Below are 18,987 nucleotides of genomic sequence, written 5' to 3'. Positions count from 1 at the left end.
AGTCAGGGTGGCTCCGGATCGCCCGGATTACAGCTTGATCCAGGTGGCCTTGAGCTCGGTGTACTTGTCGAAGGCGTGCAGCGACTTGTCGCGGCCGTTGCCGGACTGCTTGAAGCCGCCGAACGGCGCGGTCATGTCGCCGCCGTCGTACTGGTTGACCCACACGCTGCCGGCGCGCAGCGCCTTGGCGGCGAGGTGGGCGCGCGACAGGTTGCTGGTCCAGATCGCCGCGGCCAGGCCGTAGGGAGTGTCGTTGGCGATGCGGATCGCCTCGTCGAGGCTGTCGAAGGCGATCACCGACAACACCGGGCCGAAGATCTCCTCGCGGGCGATCTTCATCGCGTTGCTCACCCCGTCGAACACCGTCGGCGCGACGAACACCCCGCCGCTTTCCGCCAGCACCCGGCCGCCGCCGCAGCGCAGCTGGGCGCCCTCGGCATGGCCGGCGGCGATGTAGCCGAGCACGGTGTTGAGCTGCTGCTCGTCGACCAGCGCGCCGACGTTGGTGGCCGGATCCAGCGGATGGCCGGGCTGCCAGCGCTGCATCTCCTCGAGCAGCAGAGTCATGAACTCGTCCTTGATCGGCGCCTCGACCAGCAGGCGCGAACCGGCGGTGCACACCTCGCCCTGGTTGAAGCAGATCGCCCCGGCGGCGGCGCGCGCGGCGGCGCGCAGGTCGGGGGCGTCGGCGCAGACGATGTTCGGGCTCTTGCCGCCGGCCTCCAGCCAGACGCGCTTCATGTTCGACTCGCCGGCGTAGATCATCAGCTGCTTGGCCACCCGCGTCGAGCCGGTGAATACCAGGCAGTCGACGTCCATGTGCAGCGCCAGCGCCTTGCCGACGGTATGGCCGTAGCCGGGCAGCACGTTGAGCACGCCGGCCGGGATGCCGGCCTCGACCGCCAGCTTGGCGATGCGGATGGCGGTCAGCGGCGACTTCTCCGAGGGCTTGAGGATCACCGAGTTGCCGGCGGCCAGCGCCGGGCCGAGCTTCCAGCAGCTCATCACCAGCGGGAAGTTCCACGGCACGATGGCCGCGACCACGCCGATCGGCTCGCGGGTGACCAGACCCAGCTCGTTGTGCGGGGTCGGCGCCACCTCGTCGTAGATCTTGTCGATGGCCTCGGCGCTCCAGCGGATGGCGCGCACCGCGGCCGGCACGTCGACCCGCAGGGCGTCGCCGATCGGCTTGCCCATGTCGAGGGTTTCCAGCAGCGCCAGCTCCTCGTCGTGGGCCTCAAGCAGGCCGGCGAAGCGCTGCATGATCGCCTTGCGCTTGGCCGGCGCCAGGCGCGACCAGACGCCCGACTCGAAGGTGGCGCGGGCATCGGCGACCGCGCGCTCGGCATCGCCGGCGTCGCAGCTGGCGACCTGGGCCAGCACGCGGCCGTCGATCGGGCTGATGCAGTTGAAGCTCGCCGCGGACGCCGCCGGGCCGTACTCACCATGGACGAAGGCGCGGCCCTCGATGTGCAGGATGCTGGCGCGATGTTCCCATTCGATGCGGCTCGGGTTGCTCATGACGTGCTCCGGATGCTGGGGTTCAAAGCATGATGGCTGCAGGGCAAACGCTAGCGCAACTTCAGCGGCTCGCCAAAGTGTGCGGAAAGATCATCGCCGTGCACAAAATTTTTGACAACCCCCCGCTCGACGCGCTATATCGTTCAGCATATTGCACACATTGCTGAACAGTCGGTCGTGCAGCAACCGTGTCACCCATGCCTAGCCCGTTTCCAGACGGGCATTTTTTTGTCCGCGGAAATTGTCCGGGCAAAAATCGCGGGCAAGAAAAAACCCGCCACGAGGGGCGGGTTTTTCCTTCAAGGGCCGGATCAATTACTTGATCTTGGCTTCCTTGTAGATCACGTGCTTGCGAACGACCGGATCGTATTTCTTGATCTCGATCTTCTCAGGCTTGGTGCGCTTGTTCTTGTCGGTGGTGTAGAAGTGGCCGGTACCGGCGCTGGACACCAGACGGATCAGGTCACGCATGATGATGCTCCTTAGACTTTTTCGCCGCGGGTGCGGATTTCAGCCAGTACGACGTCGATGCCGCGCTTGTCGATGACGCGCATGCCCTTGGCCGATACGCGCAGACGCACGAAGCGCTTCTCGGACTCGACCCAGAAACGATGGTACTGCAGGTTCGGCAGGAAACGACGACGGGTTTTGTTGTTCGCGTGGGAAATGTTGTTCCCGGTAACCGGACCCTTACCGGTCACTTGACAGACTCTCGACATACCTCAGCCCTCTTGACCACATGCCCAACCCGGCATGGGTTGGCCGCTTGAATCGCTATGAATCTCAGTTTCTTCGGGGGTCTTACCGACCGCGCCAACGGCCTGAATGGTCGGGCCCCAGAAAAGAGCGCAGTTTTATAGCAGAAAGCCGCCGCCCTCGCAAGGCACCAGCCGCGCTACCGACCGCCGGCGCGACCCGGCTGCAGGCCGCGCATTCTCTCAGATCCAGCCGTATTCGGCGAGCGACACCGGCTCGCCGTCGCCGATCACGAAGTGGTCGAGCACGCGTACCTCGACCAGCGCCAGCGCCTCCTTGAGCTTCGCGGTCAGCTGGCGGTCGGCCTGGCTGGGCTCGGCCACGCCGGAGGGATGGTTGTGGGTGAGGATCAGCGCCGCGGCGTTGTGCGCCAGGGCGCGCTTGACCACCTGGCGCGGGTACACGCTGGCGCCGTCGATCGAGCCCTGGAACAGCACCTCGAAGGCCAGCACGCGGTGGCGGGTGTCGAGGAACAGGCAGGCGAACACCTCGTGCGGCTCGTGGCGCAGGCGCGCCTTGAGGTAGTCGCGCACCGCCTGCGGGCTCTCCAGCGCCGAGTCGCGCTGCAGGCGCGCGGCCAGGTGGCGGCGGCCCATCTCCAGCACTGCCTGCAGCTGGGCGTACTTGGCCGGGCCCAGGCCCAGATGGGCGGCGAAGCTGGCGAGGTCGGCCTCCAGCAGCGGGCGCAGGCCGCCGAACGCGTCGAGCAGGTGGCGCGCCAGGTCCACCGCGCTGCGTCCGGCCACCCCGGTGCGCAGGAAGATCGCCAGCAGCTCGGCGTCGCTCAGCGCCGCCGCGCCCTGGGCCAGTAGTTTTTCCCGCGGCCGCTCGGCGGCCGGCCAGTCCCGAATGCTCATTCCCCACCTCCGTGTGCGGTCGGCGGCCTCCATGGCCGCCGGCGCCCGCCCGGCTGCGCTGCCGGCGCGACTGGCGCTGTGCTATCTTAGCCCGCCCGATTTTCCATCCGGCGCCGACCGTTGTGACCCCGTTCGCGGCGCCGCGCAATCCACCCCGATCAGAGAATAAAAGGCAGGCTCATGCAGCGGTTGCAGCGTAAACGCATCGTCCTGGGAGTCGGCGGCGGCATCGCCGCCTACAAGAGCGCCGAGCTGATCCGCCGGCTGCGCGACCAGGGCGCCGAGGTGCGCGTGGTGATGACCCGCGCCGCCCGCGAATTCATCACCCCGCTGACCCTGCAGGCGCTGTCCGGCCACCCGGTGTTCAACGACCTGCTCGACCCGGCCGCCGAGGCGGCCATGGGTCACATCGAGCTGGCCAAGTGGGCCGACCTGGTGCTGATCGCCCCGGCCACCGCCGACCTGATGGCGCGCCTGGCCCAGGGCATCGCCGACGACCTACTGACCACCCTGGTGCTGGCCACCGACGCGCCGGTGGCGCTGGCGCCGGCGATGAACCAGGCGATGTGGCGCGATGCCGCCACCCAGGCCAACGCCGAGCTGCTGGTGCAGCGCGGCATGCGCCTGTTCGGCCCCGCCGCCGGCAGCCAGGCCTGCGGCGACGTCGGGCCCGGGCGCATGCTGGAGGCCGACGAACTGGCGCAGCGGGCCGCCGACTGCTTCGCGCGCGGCCTGCTCACCGGCTGCCGGGTGCTGATCACCGCCGGCCCCACCCAGGAAGCCATCGACCCGGTGCGCTACATCACCAACCACAGCTCGGGCAAGATGGGCTTCGCCCTCGCCGAGGCGGCCGCCGAGGCCGGCGCCCAGGTGACCCTGGTCAGCGGCCCGGTGCACCTGGTCACCCCGCAGCGGGTCGAGCGCGTCAACGTGGTCAGCGCCCGCGACATGCTGGCCGCCTGCGAGGCGGCGATGCCCTGCGAAATCCTGATCGCCGCCGCCGCGGTGGCCGACTACCGTCCCGAAGTGATCGCCAGCCAGAAGATGAAGAAGGACCCGGGCAGCGACGACGGCCTGACCCTGCGCATGGTGCGCAACCCGGACATCCTCGCCACCCTCGCCCAGCGCGCCGACCGTCCGTTCAGCGTCGGCTTCGCCGCCGAGACCGAGAACCTGCTCGACTACGCGGCGCGCAAGCTCAGGGACAAGAACCTCGACCTGATCGTCGCCAACGACGTGGCCAACCCGAGCATCGGCTTCAACAGCGAGGAGAACGCGATCACCATCATCGACCGCCAGCTCCAGCAAAATAGTTTCCCGCAGACCAGCAAGGGCAAGATCGCCCGCCAGCTGGTCGCCTTCATCGCCGAACGCTACCACCGGAACTGATTCCCGATGCACGCACTGCAAGCCCGCATTCTCGATCCGCGCCTGGGCCGCGACTTCCCCCTGCCCGAGTACGCCACCCCCGGCTCGGCCGGCCTCGACCTGCGCGCCATGCTGCAGGAGGAGCTGATCCTCGAGCCCGGACAGACCGTGCTGATCCCCACCGGGCTGTCCATCCACATCGCCGATCCGGGCCTGGCCGCGCTGATCCTGCCGCGCTCGGGCCTGGGCCACAAACACGGCATCGTCCTCGGCAACCTGGTCGGCCTGATCGACTCCGACTACCAGGGCGAGCTGATGGTGTCCTGCTGGAACCGCGGGCAGAGCGCCTTCACCCTCGCCGTCGGCGAGCGCCTCGCCCAGCTGGTGCTGGTGCCGGTGGTGCAGGCCCGCTTCGAGCTGGTCGAAGCCTTCGACGACAGCCAGCGCGGCGCCGGCGGCTTCGGCCACAGCGGCCAACACTGAACACGCCAAGGATTGCAGCGAGCGCCCCATGAAGCCGACCTCCCCCCTGCGCCGCGGCCTGCTGCCGGTCGCCATCGGCAGCCTGCTCGGCCTGCTGGCCGGCGGCGGCCTGCTCTGGCAGGCCCAACTGCAGGCCGCGGCGGACAACCGCGCGCAGCTGCTCGAGGCCTGGAGCAGCGGCCCGCTCGGCGCCCTGCGCCAGGGCCTCGCGCACCTCGCCAGCGACGACCGCCAGCTGGCCGCCCACCCTGCGCTGCGCGCTGCCGCCGGCGCTGACGAGGCGGCGCGCAACGCCGCGCTCGCCCAGTTGCTGGACGCCCGCCGCGATCTGGTCGAGGCCCGCTTCACCGCGCTCGGCGGCGGACATCTCGACGACCAGCGCGCCGCGCCGCTGAACTTCGCCGCCCTCGACCTGCTGCGCCGCGCCGAGCGCGGCGAGACGCCGCCCCCCGAGGCCTACCGGATCGGCGAGCGCTGGTTGCTGTACAGCGCGGTCGCCGTCCCCGGCGCCGATGGCGGGGTGGCCGGCACCCTGCTGCTGGTACGCGAGCTCGACGTGCTGCTCGCCCTGCTGCCGGAGCTGCCCGCCGCGCTCGGCGAACTGCAGCTGCGCCAGCAGTTCCCCGACAGCCCGCCGCAGCTGCTGACGCAACGCGGCAGCGGCAACGGCGCAATGGCCAGTTGGCCCAGCGCCCACCCCTACTGGCAGCTCAGCCTGGGCCCGGTGGATGCCCTGCAGCCGGCCACGCCCGCGCCCTGGCAGACGGTGCTGGCGGCGGTGCTGGCCATCGGCGGCGCCCTGGGCGGCGCCGCCCTCGCTCGCCCGGCCAGCGCACGCCCCGCCGGCAGCGCGCCGGCACCGGTGGCGGCCCCGGTGGAGGAAGCCGTCGCGGCGAGCAGCGAACCTCGCCCGGCCGCGCCGGTCTCAGTTGTCGAGGCGTCGCCAAGCGTGGCGGCGCCCGCCACCGTCGATCCGGCCCTGGCCGACGTCTTCGATCTGCTCGACAGCGACACGACCCTTTCGCTCAATCGCACGGAGTCCCCCTCCCCGATGAACACCTCCAGCGTTCCGCGCCTGCCGGCCGGCATCTTCCGCGCCTACGACATCCGCGGCGTGGTCGGCGACAGCCTGACCGCGGAAACCGCCTACTGGATCGGCCGCGCCATCGGCGCGGAGAGCCTCGCCTGCGGCGAACGCGGCGTGGTGGTCGGTCGCGACGGCCGGCTGTCCGGGCCGGAGCTGGCCGGCGCGCTGATCCGCGGCCTGCAGGACAGCGGCTGCGACGTCAGCGACGTCGGCATGCTGCCGACCCCGGCGCTGTACTTCGCCACCCACGTGCTCGGCGCGCGCAGCGGGGTGATGGTCACCGGCAGCCACAACCCGCCGGACTACAACGGCTTCAAGATCGTCATCGCCGGCGACACCCTGGCCAACGAGCGCATCCAGGCGCTCCACCAGCGCCTGGAGAACAATGAGCTGAGCAGCGGCAGCGGCACCCTGCGCGAGGTGGAAGTGCTCGAGCAGTACCACCAGCGCATCGAGGACGACCTGGTGCTGGCCCGCCCGCTCAAGGTGGTGGTCGACTGCGGCAACGGCGTCGCTGCGGTCAACGCGCCACAGCTGATCGAGGCGCTCGGCTGCGAGGTGATCCCGCTGTACTGCGAGGTGGACGGCACCTTCCCCAACCACCACCCGGATCCGGGCAAGCCGGAAAACCTCGTCGATCTGATCGCCGCGGTCCGGGCCACCGGCGCCGACCTCGGCCTGGCCTTCGACGGCGACGGCGACCGCGTCGGCGTGGTGACCAACCAGGGCGAGATTATTTACCCCGACCGCCTGCTGATGCTGTTCGCCCGCGACGTGCTGAGCCGCAACCCCGGCGCCGACGTGATCTTCGACGTCAAGTGCACGCGCGGCCTGGCCGCCCTGATCCGCGGCTACGGCGGCCGCCCGCTGATGTGGAAGACTGGCCACTCGCTGATCAAGGCCAAGATGAAGGAGACCGGCGCCCTGCTGGCCGGCGAGATGAGCGGACACATCTTCTTCAAGGAGCGCTGGTACGGCTTCGACGACGGCATCTACAGCGCCGTGCGCCTGCTGGAGATTCTCAGCTTGGAGAAGCGCAGCGCGGCCGAGGTGTTCGCCGACTTCCCGGTGGCGCTGTCCACGCCGGAAATCAACGTCAAGGTCGGCGACGAGCGCAAGTTCGCCCTGATCGACGCCCTGCAGCGCGACGCCCAGTGGGGCGCCGACGCCAACCTGTTCACCCTCGACGGCGTGCGCGTCGACTACCCACACGGCTGGGGTCTGGTGCGCGCCTCCAACACCACCCCGGTGCTGGTCCTGCGTTTCGAAGCGGACAGCGCCGATGAACTCTCGCGGATCCAGCAGGTCTTCCGCGCCCAGCTCAAGGCTGTGGCCCCCGACCTCGATCTGCCCTTCTGATGCCACTGGAGCCCAGCATGCCCCTCAATCGTGAAGCCGCCCAACAGGTAGCCCAGGTCCTCGCCGAAGCCCTGCCCTACATCCGTCGCTTCAGCGGCAAGACCCTGGTGGTCAAGTACGGCGGCAACGCCATGGAAAGCGACGAGCTGAAGACCAGCTTCGCCCGCGACATCGTGCTGATGAAGGCGGTCGGCATCAACCCGGTGGTGGTGCACGGCGGCGGCCCGCAGATCGGCGACCTGCTCAAGCGCCTGAACATCGAGAGCCACTTCATCGACGGCATGCGCGTCACCGACAGCGCCACCATGGACGTGGTGGAGATGGTGCTCGGCGGCCAGGTCAACAAGGACATCGTCAACCTGATCAACCAGCACGGCGGCAGCGCCATCGGCCTGACCGGCAAGGACGCCGGCCTGATCAAGGCGAAGAAGCTCAAGGTCAGCCGCCAGACTCCGGAAATGACCCAGCCGGAGATCATCGACATCGGCCACGTCGGCGAGGTGGTCGACGTCAACGTCGAGCTGATCAACATGCTGGTGGCCGGCGACTTCATCCCGGTGATCGCCCCGATCGGCGTCGGCGAGAACGGCGAGTCGTACAACATCAATGCCGACCTGGTGGCCGGCAAGGTGGCCGAGGCGCTCAAGTGCGAGAAGCTGATGCTGCTGACCAACACCGCCGGTCTGCTCGACAAGCAGGGCCAGGTGCTGACCGGCCTGTCGACCGCCCAGGTGGACGGCCTGATCGCCGACGGCACCATCTACGGCGGCATGCTGCCGAAGATCCGCTGCGCCCTCGAGGCGGTGCAGGGCGGCGTGCACAGTGCGCACATCATCGACGGCCGCGTACCCAACGCCGTGCTGCTGGAGATCTTCACCGACAGCGGTGTCGGCACCCTGATCACCAACGCCGCGCGCGGCTGACCCACCACGCCGCCGGGCTCGCCCGGCGGCATTCAGCGCTTGGCGCCGAGCAACTCCTGCAGGCGCACGCGTTCGCGGACGAACTCCGCCTCGCTGCTCGCGCGCAGCTCCTGCACGCGCTTGAGTTCGGCCTCGAGGCGATGCTGCTCGCGCTGCAGCTGGTCGCGCTGGGTCAGCAGCTCCGGCGCCAGCGGCTGACCGGCGCGCTGGCGCTCGGCGGCCTGGCGCTCGACCTTCTGCAGCTGGCCGCGGGCCGTATCCAGGTTGGCGCGGACGATGCCGATCAGGGCGTCCTGGTCGCGCAGCTGGCGCACCTGGGCCCACTCCAGCTCGGCGGCGCTGGTGTAGCGCTGCAACAGGTCGGCGTCGAACGCCGCCTGGCGCTGGGCGGCGGCGCGGCGCTCCAGCTCCTCGGCGCTGGGCGCCGGCGGCACCACGCGCAGCAGCTGGCCTTCGTCGTCGAGCACCTCGTAGCCGTTGGCGACGTATTCCGGCGGCACGCCCTGGCGATCCAGCGCCACCACGCCCTGGCGGTTCACGTAGCGATACACCTCGGCCTGGGCCGCGGTCACGACCAGCACACCGGCCAGCAACAGCCACACCTTGTTCACCTTCCGCATCGCTCTGCCGCTCACCTCGCTGGGCTGGTTGGGGCCGGGCCGCGGCCCGCTCGGAAATGTTTCGGGCACCCGCGCCCGGCGGGCTGCGGATGATCGCGCAGGGTTATCCAGCACGCTTCGGCGCAGGTCAAGGATTCGCCGCCGGCCGGCAACAAAGGCCCGCCGAGCCACGCTGCCGAACCCATCCGGCGCCGCTGCGAGATGGCCCGGCCAAGAAAAAGTCGGCTTGCGCCGACTTCTTCGCCAGGCAGCCGCAGCCGCGGACTGCGCACGCCGCCCGACGCCGCTCAGATGCCGTACTGCGCGCGGTAGGCCTGCACCGCCGGCAGGTGTTGCTGGAGCCCGGCATCCTCGGCCAGGTATTCGAGCACCTGGCTGAGCGACACGATGCTCACCACCGGAATGCCAAAATCGCGCTCGACTTCCTGGATCGCCGACAGCTCGCCCTGGCCACGCTCCTCGCGGTTCAGCGCGATCAGCACGCCGGCAGCCTGGGCGCCCTGCGCCTGGATGATCTGCATCACCTCGCGGATCGCAGTGCCGGCGGTGATCACGTCGTCGACGATCAGCGCGCGGCCGGTCAGCGGCGCACCGACCAGGGTGCCGCCCTCGCCGTGGTCCTTGGCTTCCTTGCGGTTGAAGCACCAGGGCAGGTCGCGATCATGCTGCTCGGCCAGGGCGATGGCGGTGGCGCCGGCCAGCGGGATGCCCTTGTAGGCCGGGCCGAACAGCACGTCGAAGTCGATACCGCTGGCCTGCACGGCTTCGGCATAGAAGCGGCCGAGGCGGGCCAGGGCCAGACCGCTGTTGAACAGGCCGGCGTTGAAGAAGTAGGGGCTGGTGCGTCCGGACTTGAGGGTGAACTCGCCGAAGCGCAGGACGCCGCGCTCGATGGCGAAGCGGATGAATTCGCGTTGATATGCCTGCATGAGATGCCCGATTTAGCCAAAAAAGCGTGAACCTCAGGTATCATACACACTGGTTTTTTCAGGGGCCATTTATGCGGATCGTCAGTATTAACGTGAACGGCATTCAACCGGCGGTCGAGCGCGGCCTGCTCGGCTGGCTGCAGAGCCAGAATGCCGACGTGATCTGCCTGCAGGACACCCGCGCCTCGTGCTACGACATGGAAGACCCCGCCTTGCAGCTGGACGGCTACTTCATGTACGCCGTCGACGCCGAAGTCCCCGGGCAGGGCGGTGTGGCACTGTACTCCCGGCTACAGCCCAAGGCCGTGATCTTCGGCCTCGGCTTCGAGCAGGCCGACCGCTACGGCCGCTACCTGCAGGCCGACTTCGACAAGGTCAGCATCGCCAGCCTGCTGATGCCCAGCGGGCAGAAGGGCGACGCCGACCTGAACGCCAAGTTCAAGTTCATGGACGACTTCACCAGCTACCTGAACAAGCAGCGCCGCAAGCGGCGCGAGTACATCTACTGCAGCTCGCTGTACGTGGCGCACCAGAAGCAGGACGTGAAGAACTGGCGCGACTGCCAGCAGATGCCGGGCTTCCTGGCTCCCGAGCGTTCCTGGATGGACGAGGTGCTGGGCAACCTCGGCTACGCCGACGCCCTGCGCGAGGTCAGCCGCGACAGCGACCAGTACAGCTGGTGGCCGGACACCGAGCAGGCGCAGATGCTCAACCTCGGCTTCCGCTTCGACTACCAGCTGCTCACCCCCGGCCTGCGCCGCTTCGTGCGCAACGCCCAGTTGCCGCGCCAGCCGCGCTTCTCCCAGCACGCCCCGCTGGTGGTCGACTACGACTGGACGCTGAGCATCTGAGCCACGCCAGCCGGTATGAAAAAGCCGACCTCAGGGTCGGCTTTTTTCGTTGCGCCGCTACTTCAAGAAGCGGATGCAGAACGGGTAGCGCCAAGGCCGGCCCTCGTTGGCCTTGATGCCGGCGATGATGGTCAGCACCAGGCCGACCACGCTGACCAGCAGCATCAGCGGGAAGCCGATCAGCAGCCAGGCCAGCACGCCGCAGACCATCAGCGCGAGGCTCAGGGTCAGCTGGAAGTTGAGCGCCTCGCGCCCCTGCTCGTCGACGTAGGGATCTGACTCGCGCTTGAGCTGCCAGACCACCAGCGGGCCCACCACGTTGCCGACCATCGGCGCCAGGAACCAGGCGAAGGCCGCGTAGTGGCAGAGCATCGCCCACTTGCGCGCCTCGGCGGCGGGTGGAGTCGGCAGGGTCGACGGCACGTCTGGCTGTTGCTCGCTCATCGCGGGACCTCCTCTTCAGGCCGGGCCTGCGCCCGCCCTCTTCACTCGCCGTCGAGCGCCGCGCGTTGCAGCTCGAACAGCTCCTCAAGGCCCTTGCGCGCCAGCGCCAGCATGGCGTTGAGCTCCTCGGGCTGGAACGGCGTGCCCTCGGCGGTGCCCTGCACCTCGATGAAACCGCCGGCGTCGGTCATCACCACGTTGAGGTCGGTACCGGCGGCCGAATCCTCCAGGTAGTCGAGGTCGAGCACCGCCTCGCCCTGGTAGATGCCCACCGAGACCGCGGCGACCAGCTGCTTGAGCGGGTTCTGCTTGAGCGCGCCGCGCTTCTTCAGGGTCGCCAGGGCGTCGATCACCGCCACGGTGGCGCCGGTGATCGACGCGGTACGGGTGCCGCCGTCGGCCTGGATCACGTCGCAGTCGATGTACAGGGTGTTCTCGCCCAGCTTGGACAGGTCCAGCGCGGCGCGCAGCGAACGGCCGATCAGACGCTGGATCTCCAGAGTGCGCCCGCCCTGCTTGCCGCGGGTGGCCTCGCGGTGGGTGCGCGAGCCGGTGGCGCGCGGCAGCATGCCGTATTCGGCGGTCAGCCAGCCCTGGCCCTGGCCCTTGAGGAAGCGCGGCACACCGGCCTCCACGCTCACCGTACAGATCACCTTGGTGTCGCCGAACTCCACCAGCACCGAACCCTCGGCATGCTTGGTGTAGTGACGAGTGATTCGGATCGGGCGCATCTGGTCGGCGGCGCGGCCACTGGGGCGATTCATCGGCGGGTCCTGTCGGCAAGAGGGAGATTGGCGGCCCATTATAGGGGGCGGCGGGCACGGCGAACCACCGCCGCGATTGGGAGCGCGGCGACGCCTGGGTTACACTGGCGGACTGACTGCGAGGCGTCCGCGAGCGCCATCCCCCCTGATTACCGCGAGGACCGCCCATGATCCACAGCATGACCGCCTTCGCCCGCGTCGAGAGCACCGGGCCCTGGGGCACCCTGAGCTGGGAACTGCGCTCGGTCAACCACCGCTATCTGGAGCCGCACCTGCGCCTGCCGGAGGCCCTGCGCGACCTCGAGGGCGGCGTGCGCGACGCGCTGCGCCAGACGCTGGCGCGCGGCAAGGTGGAGTGCACCCTGCGCCTGGCCGAGGCGAATGCCGGCCAGACGCTGACCGTCGACCGCGAGCGCGCCAGCCAGGTGGTCGCCGCCGCCGAGACGGTGGCCGCGCTGATCAAGAACCCCGCGCCGCTCGATCCGCTGGAAGTGCTGGCCTGGCCGGGCGTGCTGGTGGCCGACGCCGCCGACCCGCAGGCGCTCAACGCCGCCGCCCTCGCGCTGTTCGACAAGGCCCTGGAGGAACTCAAGGCCGGCCGCGGCCGCGAAGGCGCCGAGCTGGCCCGCCTGCTCGAGGAGCGCCTGACGGCGATCCTTGCGGAGGTCGACAACCTGCGCGAGCTGGTCCCGCAGATGCTCGCCGCCCAGCGCCAGAAGATCCTCGATCGCTGCGCCGAGCTCAAGGCCGACCTCGACCCGCAGCGCCTCGAGCAGGAACTGGTGCTGCTGGCGCAGAAGAGTGACGTGGCCGAGGAACTGGATCGTCTGAGCACCCACGTGCGCGAGGTGCGCCGCGTGCTCAAGGCCGGCGGCGCCGCCGGCCGGCGGCTGGACTTCCTGATGCAGGAGCTCAACCGCGAGGCCAACACCCTCGGCTCCAAGGCCTTCGACCCGCGCAGCACGCAGGCTGCAGTCAACCTCAAGGTGCTGATCGAGCAGATGCGCGAGCAAGTGCAGAACATCGAATGATCCAACGAGTGAAAGACACCCCCATGAACGGCGCCCACGGCACCCTGTACATCGTTTCCGCCCCCTCCGGCGCCGGCAAGACCAGCCTGGTCAAGGCCCTGCTCGACAGCAGCGAACAGATCTGCGTGTCGGTGTCGCACACCACCCGCGCCATGCGTCCGGGCGAAGTGGACGGGGTGAACTACCACTTCGTCAGCCGCGAGGAGTTCCTCGCCATGCTCGAGCAGGACGCCTTCCTCGAGCACGCCGAGGTGTTCGGCAACCTCTACGGCACCTCGCAGCGCTGGGTGGAACGCACCCTCGCCGAAGGCCTCGACCTGATCCTCGAGATCGACTGGCAGGGCGCCCAGCAGGTGCGCCGGCTGATGCCGCACGCGCAGTCGATCTTCATCCTGCCGCCGTCGCAGGAAGCGCTGCGCCACCGCCTGAACAACCGCGGCCAGGACAGCGAGGAGATCATCGAGCGGCGCATGCGTGAAGCAGTCAGCGAAATGAGCCACTACGTCGAGTACGACTACGTGGTAATCAACGACCAGTTCAGCCATGCTCTGGAAGACCTCAAGGCGATCTTCCGCGCCCGCCAGCTGCACCAGGGCGCCCAGCAGCGCCGTCACGGCGAGCTGCTCGAGCACCTGCTGCGCTGACCGCCCGCGCATACGCCACTTCCCTAACCATTGGCGATTTTTTAAACTATCCAATCCGCCCGGCATTCCGGGCCCAGCCGTAGAATCACGAGGAACACCATGGCCCGCGTTACCGTTGAAGACTGCCTGGACAACGTCGATAACCGTTTTGAACTGGTCATGCTCGCCAGCAAGCGTGCTCGCCAGCTGGCGACCGGCGGCAAGGAGCCCAAGGTGGCGTGGGAAAACGACAAGCCGACCGTGGTAGCCCTGCGCGAAATCGCCGAAGGCCTGGTCGACCATGAAGTGGTGCAGCAGGAAGACATCGTCGAGGAAACTCCGCTGTTCGCCGCCTTCGAGGAAAACGGCAGCGAGGAGATCTGAATTGCCGGGTCGACGTCGCGCGCCTGAAGCACCGGCACTGACCGGTCTGGAGTAATACTTTGGCCAGCATAGACGCCCTCGCCGACCGCCTCAGCACTTACCTCTCGCCGGACCAGGTCAATCTGGTCCGCCGCGCCTACTACTACGCCGAGCAGGCCCACGACGGCCAGCGCCGGCGCAGCGGCGAAGCCTACGTCACCCATCCGCTGGCGGTGGCCAGCATCCTCGCCGACATGCACATGGACCATCAGAGCCTGATGGCCGCCATGCTGCACGACGTCATCGAGGACACCGGCATCCCCAAGGACGCCTTGAGCGGGCAGTTCGGCGCCACCGTCGCCGAGCTGGTCGACGGGGTCAGCAAGCTGACCCAGATGGACTTCCAGTCCAAGGCCGAGGCGCAGGCGGAAAACTTCCAGAAGATGGCCATGGCCATGGCCCGCGACATCCGCGTGATCCTGGTCAAGCTGGCCGACCGCCTGCACAACATGCGCACCCTCGAGGTGCTCTCGGGCGAGAAGCGCCGGCGCATCGCCAAGGAAACCCTGGAGATCTACGCGCCGATCGCCAACCGCCTGGGCATGCACAGCGTATTCGCCGAATTCGAGGATCTCGGCTTCAAGGCCATGCACCCGATGCGCGCCGAGCGCATCAAGCGCGCGGTCAAGCGCGCGCGCGGCAACCGCCGCGAGATCGTCGGCAAGATCCAAGAGTCGCTGGCCAACTGCCTGAGCCAGGAAGGCCTGCCCGGCGAGGTCAAGGGCCGCGAGAAGCACCTCTACAGCATCTACCAGAAGATGCGCGGCAAGCGCCGGGCGTTCAACGAGATCATGGACGTCTACGCCTTCCGCATCATCGTCGACAAGGTCGACACCTGCTACCGCGTGCTCGGCGCGGTGCACAGCCTCTACAAGCCGTTCCCCGGGCGCTTCAAGGACTACATCGCGATCCCCAAGGCCAACGGCTACCAGTCGCTGCACACCACCCTGTTCGGCATGCACGGCGTGCCCATCGAGATCCAGATCCGCACCCGCGAGATGGAGGAGATGGCCAACCACGGTATCGCCGCGCACTGGCTGTACAAGTCCAGCGACGAGGCGAACCCGCGCGGCACCCACGAGCGCGCGCGGCAGTGGGTCAAGGGCGTGCTGGAGCTGCAGCAGCGCGCCGGCAACTCGCTGGAGTTCATCGAGAACGTCAAGATCGACCTGTTCCCCGACGAGGTCTACGTGTTCACCCCCAAGGGGCGGATCATGGAGCTGCCCAAGGGCTCGACCGCGGTCGACTTCGCCTACGCGGTGCACACCGACGTCGGCAACAGCTGCATCGCCTGCCGCATCAACCGCCGCCTGGCGCCGCTGTCCGAGGCGCTGCAGAGCGGCCAGACGGTGGAGATCGTCACCGCCCCCGGCGCGCGCCCCAACCCGGCCTGGCTCAACTTCGTGGTCACCGGCAAGGCGCGCACCCACATCCGCCACTCGCTCAAGCAGCAGCGCCGCTCCGAATCGGTGAGTCTCGGCGAGCGCCTGCTCAACAAGGCATTGGCCGGCTTCGACAGCCACCTCGAGCGCATCGCCGCCGAGCGCACCGCCGCGGTGCTCGCCGAATACCAGCTGGCCCATCTCGACGACCTGCTCGAGGACATCGGCCTGGGCAACCGCATGGCCTACGTGGTGGCGCGCCGCCTGCTGGCCGAGAGTCTCGACGCCACCGCCGAGCAGTTGCCCGGCCACGACGGCCCGCTGGCGATCCGCGGCACCGAGGGCCTGGTGATCAGCTACGCCAAGTGCTGCACGCCGATCCCCGGCGATCCCATCGTCGGCCACCTGTCGGCCGGCAAGGGCATGGTCATCCACCTCGACAACTGCCGCAACATCAGCGAGTTCCGCCACAACCCGGACAAGTGCATCCCGCTGTCCTGGGCCAAGGACGTCAGCGGCGAGTTCAACGTCGAGCTGCGCGTCGAGCTGGAACACCAGCGCGGCCTGATCGCCCTGCTGGCCACCGCGGTGGCCAGCGCCGACGGCAACATCGAGAAGATCAGCATGGACGAGCGCGACGGCCGCATCAGCGTGGTCCAGCTGGTGGTCAGCGTGCATGACCGCGTGCACCTGGCGCGGGTGATCAAGCGCCTGCGCACCATCAAGGGCGTCAGCCACATCACCCGTTTGCGCGCCTGAACACGGCGGCGGCTTGTCGGCCGCCGACGCCGCCATCGCCAATCCCCCTGCTTCTTCGGTACAACTGCGCAGCGCGGCGTCGCCCGCGCCATCACCCCGATCCATTCGACGAGGAGTTCCCATGAGCAAGAGCGTCATCAGCACCGACAAGGCCCCGGCCGCCATCGGCACCTACTCCCAGGCCATCAAGGCCGGCAACACCGTCTACCTGTCCGGGCAGATCCCCCTGGACCCGGCCACCATGCAACTGGTGGAAGGCTTCGAGGCTCAGGCCGTGCAGGTGTTCGAGAACCTCAAGGCCGTGTGCGAAGCCGCCGGCGGCTCGCTGGCCGACATCGCCAAGCTGAACATCTTCCTCACCGACCTGGCCAACTTCGCCACCGTCAACGAGGTGATGGGCCGCTACTTCCAGCAGCCCTACCCGGCGCGCGCCGCCATCGGCGTGGCCTCCCTGCCGCGCGGCGCGCAGGTGGAGATGGACGGCATCCTGGTCCTCGCCTGATCCCGCCCCGGCCGCGGCGCGCCCGTGCCGCGGCCTTCCCCCGCTCTTTCGGAAAGGACGCCCGCATGCGTTACCCCCTTCCCCTCGGCGTGCTGCTGGCCAGCGCCCTGCTCGGCGGCTGCGCCAGCGGCCCGCAGCAGCTCGCCGGGGCCTGGATCAACCAACCGGCGATCGACGCCGCCGCCGACAGCGGCCGGCTGCGCGAGTCGCTGCTGGCCTACGGCCCCACCCTGGAATGGCGCTTCGCACCGCAGCGCTACACCGCCTGGTCGAGCGACGGCGTAGCGATCGCCGAAGGCCACCTGGCCGCGGGCGACGACGAACAGTGGCGGGTGACCTTCCACGCCGACCAGCAGGAAAGCCTCCAGCTCGACGGCGACGAGTTGATCCAGCAGCCCAGCGCCAGCAGTCCCGAGCAGCGCTTCGTCGCCGCCGAAGCCACGGAGGATAGCCAGCCCGGGCAAGCCTTCGAGCAGGCGCTGTACGCCGCCCTGCTCGGCGGCGACTGGGAGGTGCTCGAGGGCGCAGGCCAGGACGGCCTGGTGCGCTTCCACCCCGACGGCCGCGTCGAGGGCCTGCCCGGTGTCGCCCAGTACGCCCTGTGCCTGTCCGGCGAGTGCGCCGGGCGCAGCGCGGAAGAGGAGATCATCTGGCTGCAGAACGGCGAGCAGGGGGGCGAATGGCTGTTCCGCCTCGCCGACGACCAGCTGAGCATCTTCCAGGCCGACAACCAGGCGCTGCACTCCGACGCCCCGCAGTACCGCCCGGGCCGCCGTGTCTGGCTGCTCGAGCGCGACTGAGCGCTCAGCGCAGCGCTGCCAGCAGCAGTCCGCCGCCCAGCGCCAGCAGGAGCAGCCCGCAGAGGCGATCCAGGGCGCGCACCCGGCGCTGCAGCCAGCCGCGCCAGCGCCGGCCGTCGAGCAGGCGCACCAGGGCCAGGTCCCAGAGCAGTACCACGGTGCCCATCCACAGCACGCACAGACCCAGCGCCCAGGCGGGCAGGCGGAACTGGCCGAGCATGCCGAACAGCCCGGCGTAGAAGATCGGCAGCTTGGGGTTCAGGCTGCTGGCCAGCAGCCCCTCGCCCAGGCCGGACAGCAAACCGCCGCCCGACGCCACCACGCCCTGCGGAAGCGCCAGCTCGCGCCGGGCCAGCAGCGCCCGCAGGCCGAGCCAGGCGAAGTACGCCCCACCCAGCAGCTGCAACGGACCCCGCGCGTGGCCGGCCAGCGCCGGCAGCAGCTCGAGAATGCCGAGCACCAGACCCATGCTGGCCAGATTGGCCAAGGCGATGCCGCAGGCGCAGCCATCGGCGTGCCGGCGCCCGCGCAGCAGGGCGGCGCGGATCAGCAGGAAGAAGTCCGGCCCGGGCGACAGCAGGGCGGCGAAGTGGGTGCTGGCGACCAGCGCGAAGGCGGCGAGCATGGCGATCTCCGAGAGCGGCGGGAGGCCAGTCTGCTCAGCGACCGCTGACGGCGTCTTGGAAGAAACTCAGGTGGACCGTTTAGAGGCGGGCCGCGCTACGAAAGCGCCCCGGGGTCACGCCGGTGAAGCGGCGGAAGGTGGTCGAGAAATGCGCCTGGTCGTAGAAACCCAGCTCCAGGGCCAACTCCACCGGCGCCGCGCCTTGCACCAGGCGGCGCTTGGCTTCGCGCACGCGGCGCTGCAGCAGATAGGTGTGCGGCGGCACGCCGTAGGCGCGTCGGAAGCTCTCGATCAGATGCCGCGGGTGCCGCCCCAGCAGCGCGGCCAGCCGTTCGAGGCTCAGCGGCTCGCGATAGTGCGCCTCCAGGTAGTCGCGCAGCCGTGCGGTGATCCCACCGTCGCGGCGCGCAGCCGCCGCCGGGCGCAATCCGCCGTGACGCACGAACACCAGTTCCAGCAGGGCCAGCAGCTCGCTCTCCAGACTCAGGGCGTCGCCACGCTCGAACTCCGTGGCCAGCCGCGCCAGGCGGGCGGCCACCTCACCGTCGTCGGCGGGATTGAGGCTGCGAAAGCCGCTCGGCAGGTGCTTGCGACCGAGCAATGCCGGCAGCCGGCCCTCCTCCACGTAGAGCATGCGGTAGACCAGGCGCTCGCTCTCGGCATGGCCGGTGTGCGGCTCCTCCGGATTCATCAGCGACAGGGTTCCGGCCGGCAACACGTGACGGGCACCCCGGCACTGGTAGCCGCCGGCCCCGTGCAGGATGGCGCCGACGGCGAAGGCGTCGTGACTGTGGCGGCCGAACGGCTGGCCGGAGAAATCGGCGTGGAACAGCTCCACGCCGGGCAGCCAGGCGCGCGCCAGCAGGCGGTTGGCGTCCAT

21 protein-coding genes are annotated in these 18,987 nt (G+C 69.3%); 11 read left to right on the top strand and 10 right to left on the bottom strand.

The features are described from left to right. Positions 1-27 precede the first annotated feature (27 nt). The 4 genes from LMJ29_RS07230 to radC all read right to left on the bottom strand — a co-directional run bounded on the left by LMJ29_RS07230 (position 28) and on the right by radC (position 3,134). A complete protein-coding gene (locus tag LMJ29_RS07230; protein ID WP_229604841.1) occupies positions 28-1,521 on the bottom strand; it encodes an aldehyde dehydrogenase in 1,494 nt (497 codons plus the stop codon). A gap of 315 nt (positions 1,522-1,836) precedes the next feature. Next, positions 1,837-1,992, bottom strand: a complete 156-nt coding sequence (gene rpmG / locus LMJ29_RS07225) for a 50S ribosomal protein L33 (protein WP_090312847.1) — start codon at positions 1,990-1,992, stop codon at positions 1,837-1,839. Positions 1,993-2,003: 11 nt separating this feature from the next. Then, on the bottom strand, positions 2,004-2,240 hold the full coding sequence (gene rpmB / locus LMJ29_RS07220) for a 50S ribosomal protein L28 (RefSeq protein WP_229604840.1): 237 nt from the start codon (positions 2,238-2,240) through the stop codon (positions 2,004-2,006). Positions 2,241-2,459: 219 nt separating this feature from the next. Further along, positions 2,460-3,134 carry a RadC family protein gene (gene radC / locus LMJ29_RS07215; protein WP_229604839.1) on the bottom strand — a complete coding sequence of 225 codons (675 nt, stop codon included), beginning with the start codon at positions 3,132-3,134 and terminating at the stop codon, positions 2,460-2,462. 180 nt (positions 3,135-3,314) lie between these two features. Here radC and coaBC point away from each other — a divergent pair, with 180 nt between their 5' ends. From coaBC to argB, 4 genes are all read left to right on the top strand, one after another. Continuing rightward, positions 3,315-4,523, top strand: coding sequence for a bifunctional phosphopantothenoylcysteine decarboxylase/phosphopantothenate--cysteine ligase CoaBC (gene coaBC / locus LMJ29_RS07210; protein ID WP_229604838.1), 1,209 nt, complete (start codon positions 3,315-3,317; stop codon positions 4,521-4,523). Positions 4,524-4,529: 6 nt separating this feature from the next. Further along, positions 4,530-4,985, top strand: coding sequence for a dUTP diphosphatase (gene dut, locus LMJ29_RS07205; protein WP_229604837.1), 456 nt, complete (start codon positions 4,530-4,532; stop codon positions 4,983-4,985). A 1,051-nt stretch (positions 4,986-6,036) separates the two neighbouring features. Then, positions 6,037-7,431, top strand: a complete 1,395-nt coding sequence (locus LMJ29_RS07200) for a phosphomannomutase/phosphoglucomutase (RefSeq protein ID WP_229604969.1) — start codon at positions 6,037-6,039, stop codon at positions 7,429-7,431. A gap of 17 nt (positions 7,432-7,448) precedes the next feature. Next, on the top strand, positions 7,449-8,354 hold the full coding sequence (argB, locus tag LMJ29_RS07195) for an acetylglutamate kinase (RefSeq protein WP_229604836.1): 906 nt from the start codon (positions 7,449-7,451) through the stop codon (positions 8,352-8,354). A gap of 32 nt (positions 8,355-8,386) precedes the next feature. Here argB and LMJ29_RS07190 read toward each other — a convergent pair whose 3' ends face one another. Next, on the bottom strand, positions 8,387-8,965 hold the full coding sequence (locus LMJ29_RS07190; RefSeq protein WP_229604835.1) for a DUF4124 domain-containing protein: 579 nt from the start codon (positions 8,963-8,965) through the stop codon (positions 8,387-8,389). 296 nt (positions 8,966-9,261) lie between these two features. Beyond that, positions 9,262-9,903, bottom strand: a complete 642-nt coding sequence (gene pyrE, locus LMJ29_RS07185) for an orotate phosphoribosyltransferase (RefSeq protein WP_229604834.1) — start codon at positions 9,901-9,903, stop codon at positions 9,262-9,264. 71 nt (positions 9,904-9,974) lie between these two features. On the opposite strand from pyrE, the gene LMJ29_RS07180 reads away from it, so the two are divergent. After that, on the top strand, positions 9,975-10,754 hold the full coding sequence (locus LMJ29_RS07180; protein WP_229604833.1) for an exodeoxyribonuclease III: 780 nt from the start codon (positions 9,975-9,977) through the stop codon (positions 10,752-10,754). A gap of 57 nt (positions 10,755-10,811) precedes the next feature. Here LMJ29_RS07180 and LMJ29_RS07175 read toward each other — a convergent pair whose 3' ends face one another. Then, positions 10,812-11,198, bottom strand: coding sequence for a DUF4870 domain-containing protein (locus LMJ29_RS07175; RefSeq protein WP_229604832.1), 387 nt, complete (start codon positions 11,196-11,198; stop codon positions 10,812-10,814). A 41-nt stretch (positions 11,199-11,239) separates the two neighbouring features. Further along, a complete protein-coding gene (rph, locus tag LMJ29_RS07170; RefSeq protein WP_229604831.1) occupies positions 11,240-11,962 on the bottom strand; it encodes a ribonuclease PH in 723 nt (240 codons plus the stop codon). 167 nt (positions 11,963-12,129) lie between these two features. Between rph and LMJ29_RS07165 the strand changes: the two genes are divergently transcribed. The 6 genes from LMJ29_RS07165 (at position 12,130) to LMJ29_RS07140 (ending at position 17,482) form a co-directional block, all read left to right on the top strand. Continuing rightward, entirely contained in the window at positions 12,130-12,993 is an 864-nt protein-coding gene (locus LMJ29_RS07165) for a YicC/YloC family endoribonuclease (RefSeq protein WP_229604830.1), read from the top strand. 23 nt (positions 12,994-13,016) lie between these two features. Continuing rightward, positions 13,017-13,637 (top strand): guanylate kinase, encoded by a 621-nt coding sequence (gene gmk / locus LMJ29_RS07160; protein WP_229604968.1) that lies wholly within the window; start codon positions 13,017-13,019, stop codon positions 13,635-13,637. Between the two features lie 99 nt (positions 13,638-13,736). Further along, positions 13,737-14,000, top strand: coding sequence for a DNA-directed RNA polymerase subunit omega (rpoZ, locus tag LMJ29_RS07155; RefSeq protein ID WP_136491282.1), 264 nt, complete (start codon positions 13,737-13,739; stop codon positions 13,998-14,000). A gap of 59 nt (positions 14,001-14,059) precedes the next feature. Next, complete coding sequence (gene spoT, locus LMJ29_RS07150; protein WP_229604829.1) at positions 14,060-16,180, top strand: bifunctional GTP diphosphokinase/guanosine-3',5'-bis pyrophosphate 3'-pyrophosphohydrolase; 2,121 nt, start codon at positions 14,060-14,062, stop codon at positions 16,178-16,180. 121 nt (positions 16,181-16,301) lie between these two features. After that, positions 16,302-16,682 carry a RidA family protein gene (locus LMJ29_RS07145; protein WP_229604828.1) on the top strand — a complete coding sequence of 127 codons (381 nt, stop codon included), beginning with the start codon at positions 16,302-16,304 and terminating at the stop codon, positions 16,680-16,682. A 65-nt stretch (positions 16,683-16,747) separates the two neighbouring features. Beyond that, positions 16,748-17,482 (top strand): YajG family lipoprotein, encoded by a 735-nt coding sequence (locus LMJ29_RS07140; protein ID WP_229604827.1) that lies wholly within the window; start codon positions 16,748-16,750, stop codon positions 17,480-17,482. Between the two features lie 4 nt (positions 17,483-17,486). Here LMJ29_RS07140 and LMJ29_RS07135 read toward each other — a convergent pair whose 3' ends face one another. Next, positions 17,487-18,107, bottom strand: a complete 621-nt coding sequence (locus tag LMJ29_RS07135; protein ID WP_229604826.1) for a LysE family translocator — start codon at positions 18,105-18,107, stop codon at positions 17,487-17,489. Between the two features lie 79 nt (positions 18,108-18,186). Continuing rightward, positions 18,187-18,987 carry a helix-turn-helix transcriptional regulator gene (locus LMJ29_RS07130; protein WP_229604825.1) on the bottom strand — a complete coding sequence of 267 codons (801 nt, stop codon included), beginning with the start codon at positions 18,985-18,987 and terminating at the stop codon, positions 18,187-18,189.

This window comes from Pseudomonas oryzagri, from assembly GCF_020831405.1.
GTDB classification, from domain to species: domain Bacteria; phylum Pseudomonadota; class Gammaproteobacteria; order Pseudomonadales; family Pseudomonadaceae; genus Geopseudomonas; species Geopseudomonas oryzagri.
The sequence above is the reverse complement of the archived record's forward strand: the minus strand, read 5'-3'. Positions and strand labels throughout refer to the sequence as shown.

Bases quoted from the DNA above. Each gene is read 5' to 3' on its own strand.
- LMJ29_RS07230 (WP_229604841.1), bottom strand. From the start codon at position 1,521: ATGAGCAACCCGAGCCGCATCGAATGGGAACATCGCGCCAGCATCCTG.
- rpmG (WP_090312847.1), bottom strand. From the start codon at position 1,992: ATGCGTGACCTGATCCGTCTGGTGTCCAGCGCCGGTACCGGCCACTTC.
- rpmB (WP_229604840.1), bottom strand. From the start codon at position 2,240: ATGTCGAGAGTCTGTCAAGTGACCGGTAAGGGTCCGGTTACCGGGAAC.
- radC (WP_229604839.1), bottom strand. From the start codon at position 3,134: ATGAGCATTCGGGACTGGCCGGCCGCCGAGCGGCCGCGGGAAAAACTA.
- coaBC (WP_229604838.1), top strand. From the start codon at position 3,315: ATGCAGCGGTTGCAGCGTAAACGCATCGTCCTGGGAGTCGGCGGCGGC.
- dut (WP_229604837.1), top strand. From the start codon at position 4,530: ATGCACGCACTGCAAGCCCGCATTCTCGATCCGCGCCTGGGCCGCGAC.
- LMJ29_RS07200 (WP_229604969.1), top strand. From the start codon at position 6,037: ATGAACACCTCCAGCGTTCCGCGCCTGCCGGCCGGCATCTTCCGCGCC.
- argB (WP_229604836.1), top strand. From the start codon at position 7,449: ATGCCCCTCAATCGTGAAGCCGCCCAACAGGTAGCCCAGGTCCTCGCC.
- pyrE (WP_229604834.1), bottom strand. From the start codon at position 9,903: ATGCAGGCATATCAACGCGAATTCATCCGCTTCGCCATCGAGCGCGGC.
- LMJ29_RS07180 (WP_229604833.1), top strand. From the start codon at position 9,975: ATGCGGATCGTCAGTATTAACGTGAACGGCATTCAACCGGCGGTCGAG.
- LMJ29_RS07175 (WP_229604832.1), bottom strand. From the start codon at position 11,198: ATGAGCGAGCAACAGCCAGACGTGCCGTCGACCCTGCCGACTCCACCC.
- rph (WP_229604831.1), bottom strand. From the start codon at position 11,962: ATGAATCGCCCCAGTGGCCGCGCCGCCGACCAGATGCGCCCGATCCGA.
- LMJ29_RS07165 (WP_229604830.1), top strand. From the start codon at position 12,130: ATGATCCACAGCATGACCGCCTTCGCCCGCGTCGAGAGCACCGGGCCC.
- gmk (WP_229604968.1), top strand. From the start codon at position 13,017: ATGAACGGCGCCCACGGCACCCTGTACATCGTTTCCGCCCCCTCCGGC.
- rpoZ (WP_136491282.1), top strand. From the start codon at position 13,737: ATGGCCCGCGTTACCGTTGAAGACTGCCTGGACAACGTCGATAACCGT.
- LMJ29_RS07145 (WP_229604828.1), top strand. From the start codon at position 16,302: ATGAGCAAGAGCGTCATCAGCACCGACAAGGCCCCGGCCGCCATCGGC.
- LMJ29_RS07140 (WP_229604827.1), top strand. From the start codon at position 16,748: ATGCGTTACCCCCTTCCCCTCGGCGTGCTGCTGGCCAGCGCCCTGCTC.
- LMJ29_RS07135 (WP_229604826.1), bottom strand. From the start codon at position 18,107: ATGCTCGCCGCCTTCGCGCTGGTCGCCAGCACCCACTTCGCCGCCCTG.
- LMJ29_RS07130 (WP_229604825.1), bottom strand. From the start codon at position 18,987: ATGGACGCCAACCGCCTGCTGGCGCGCGCCTGGCTGCCCGGCGTGGAG.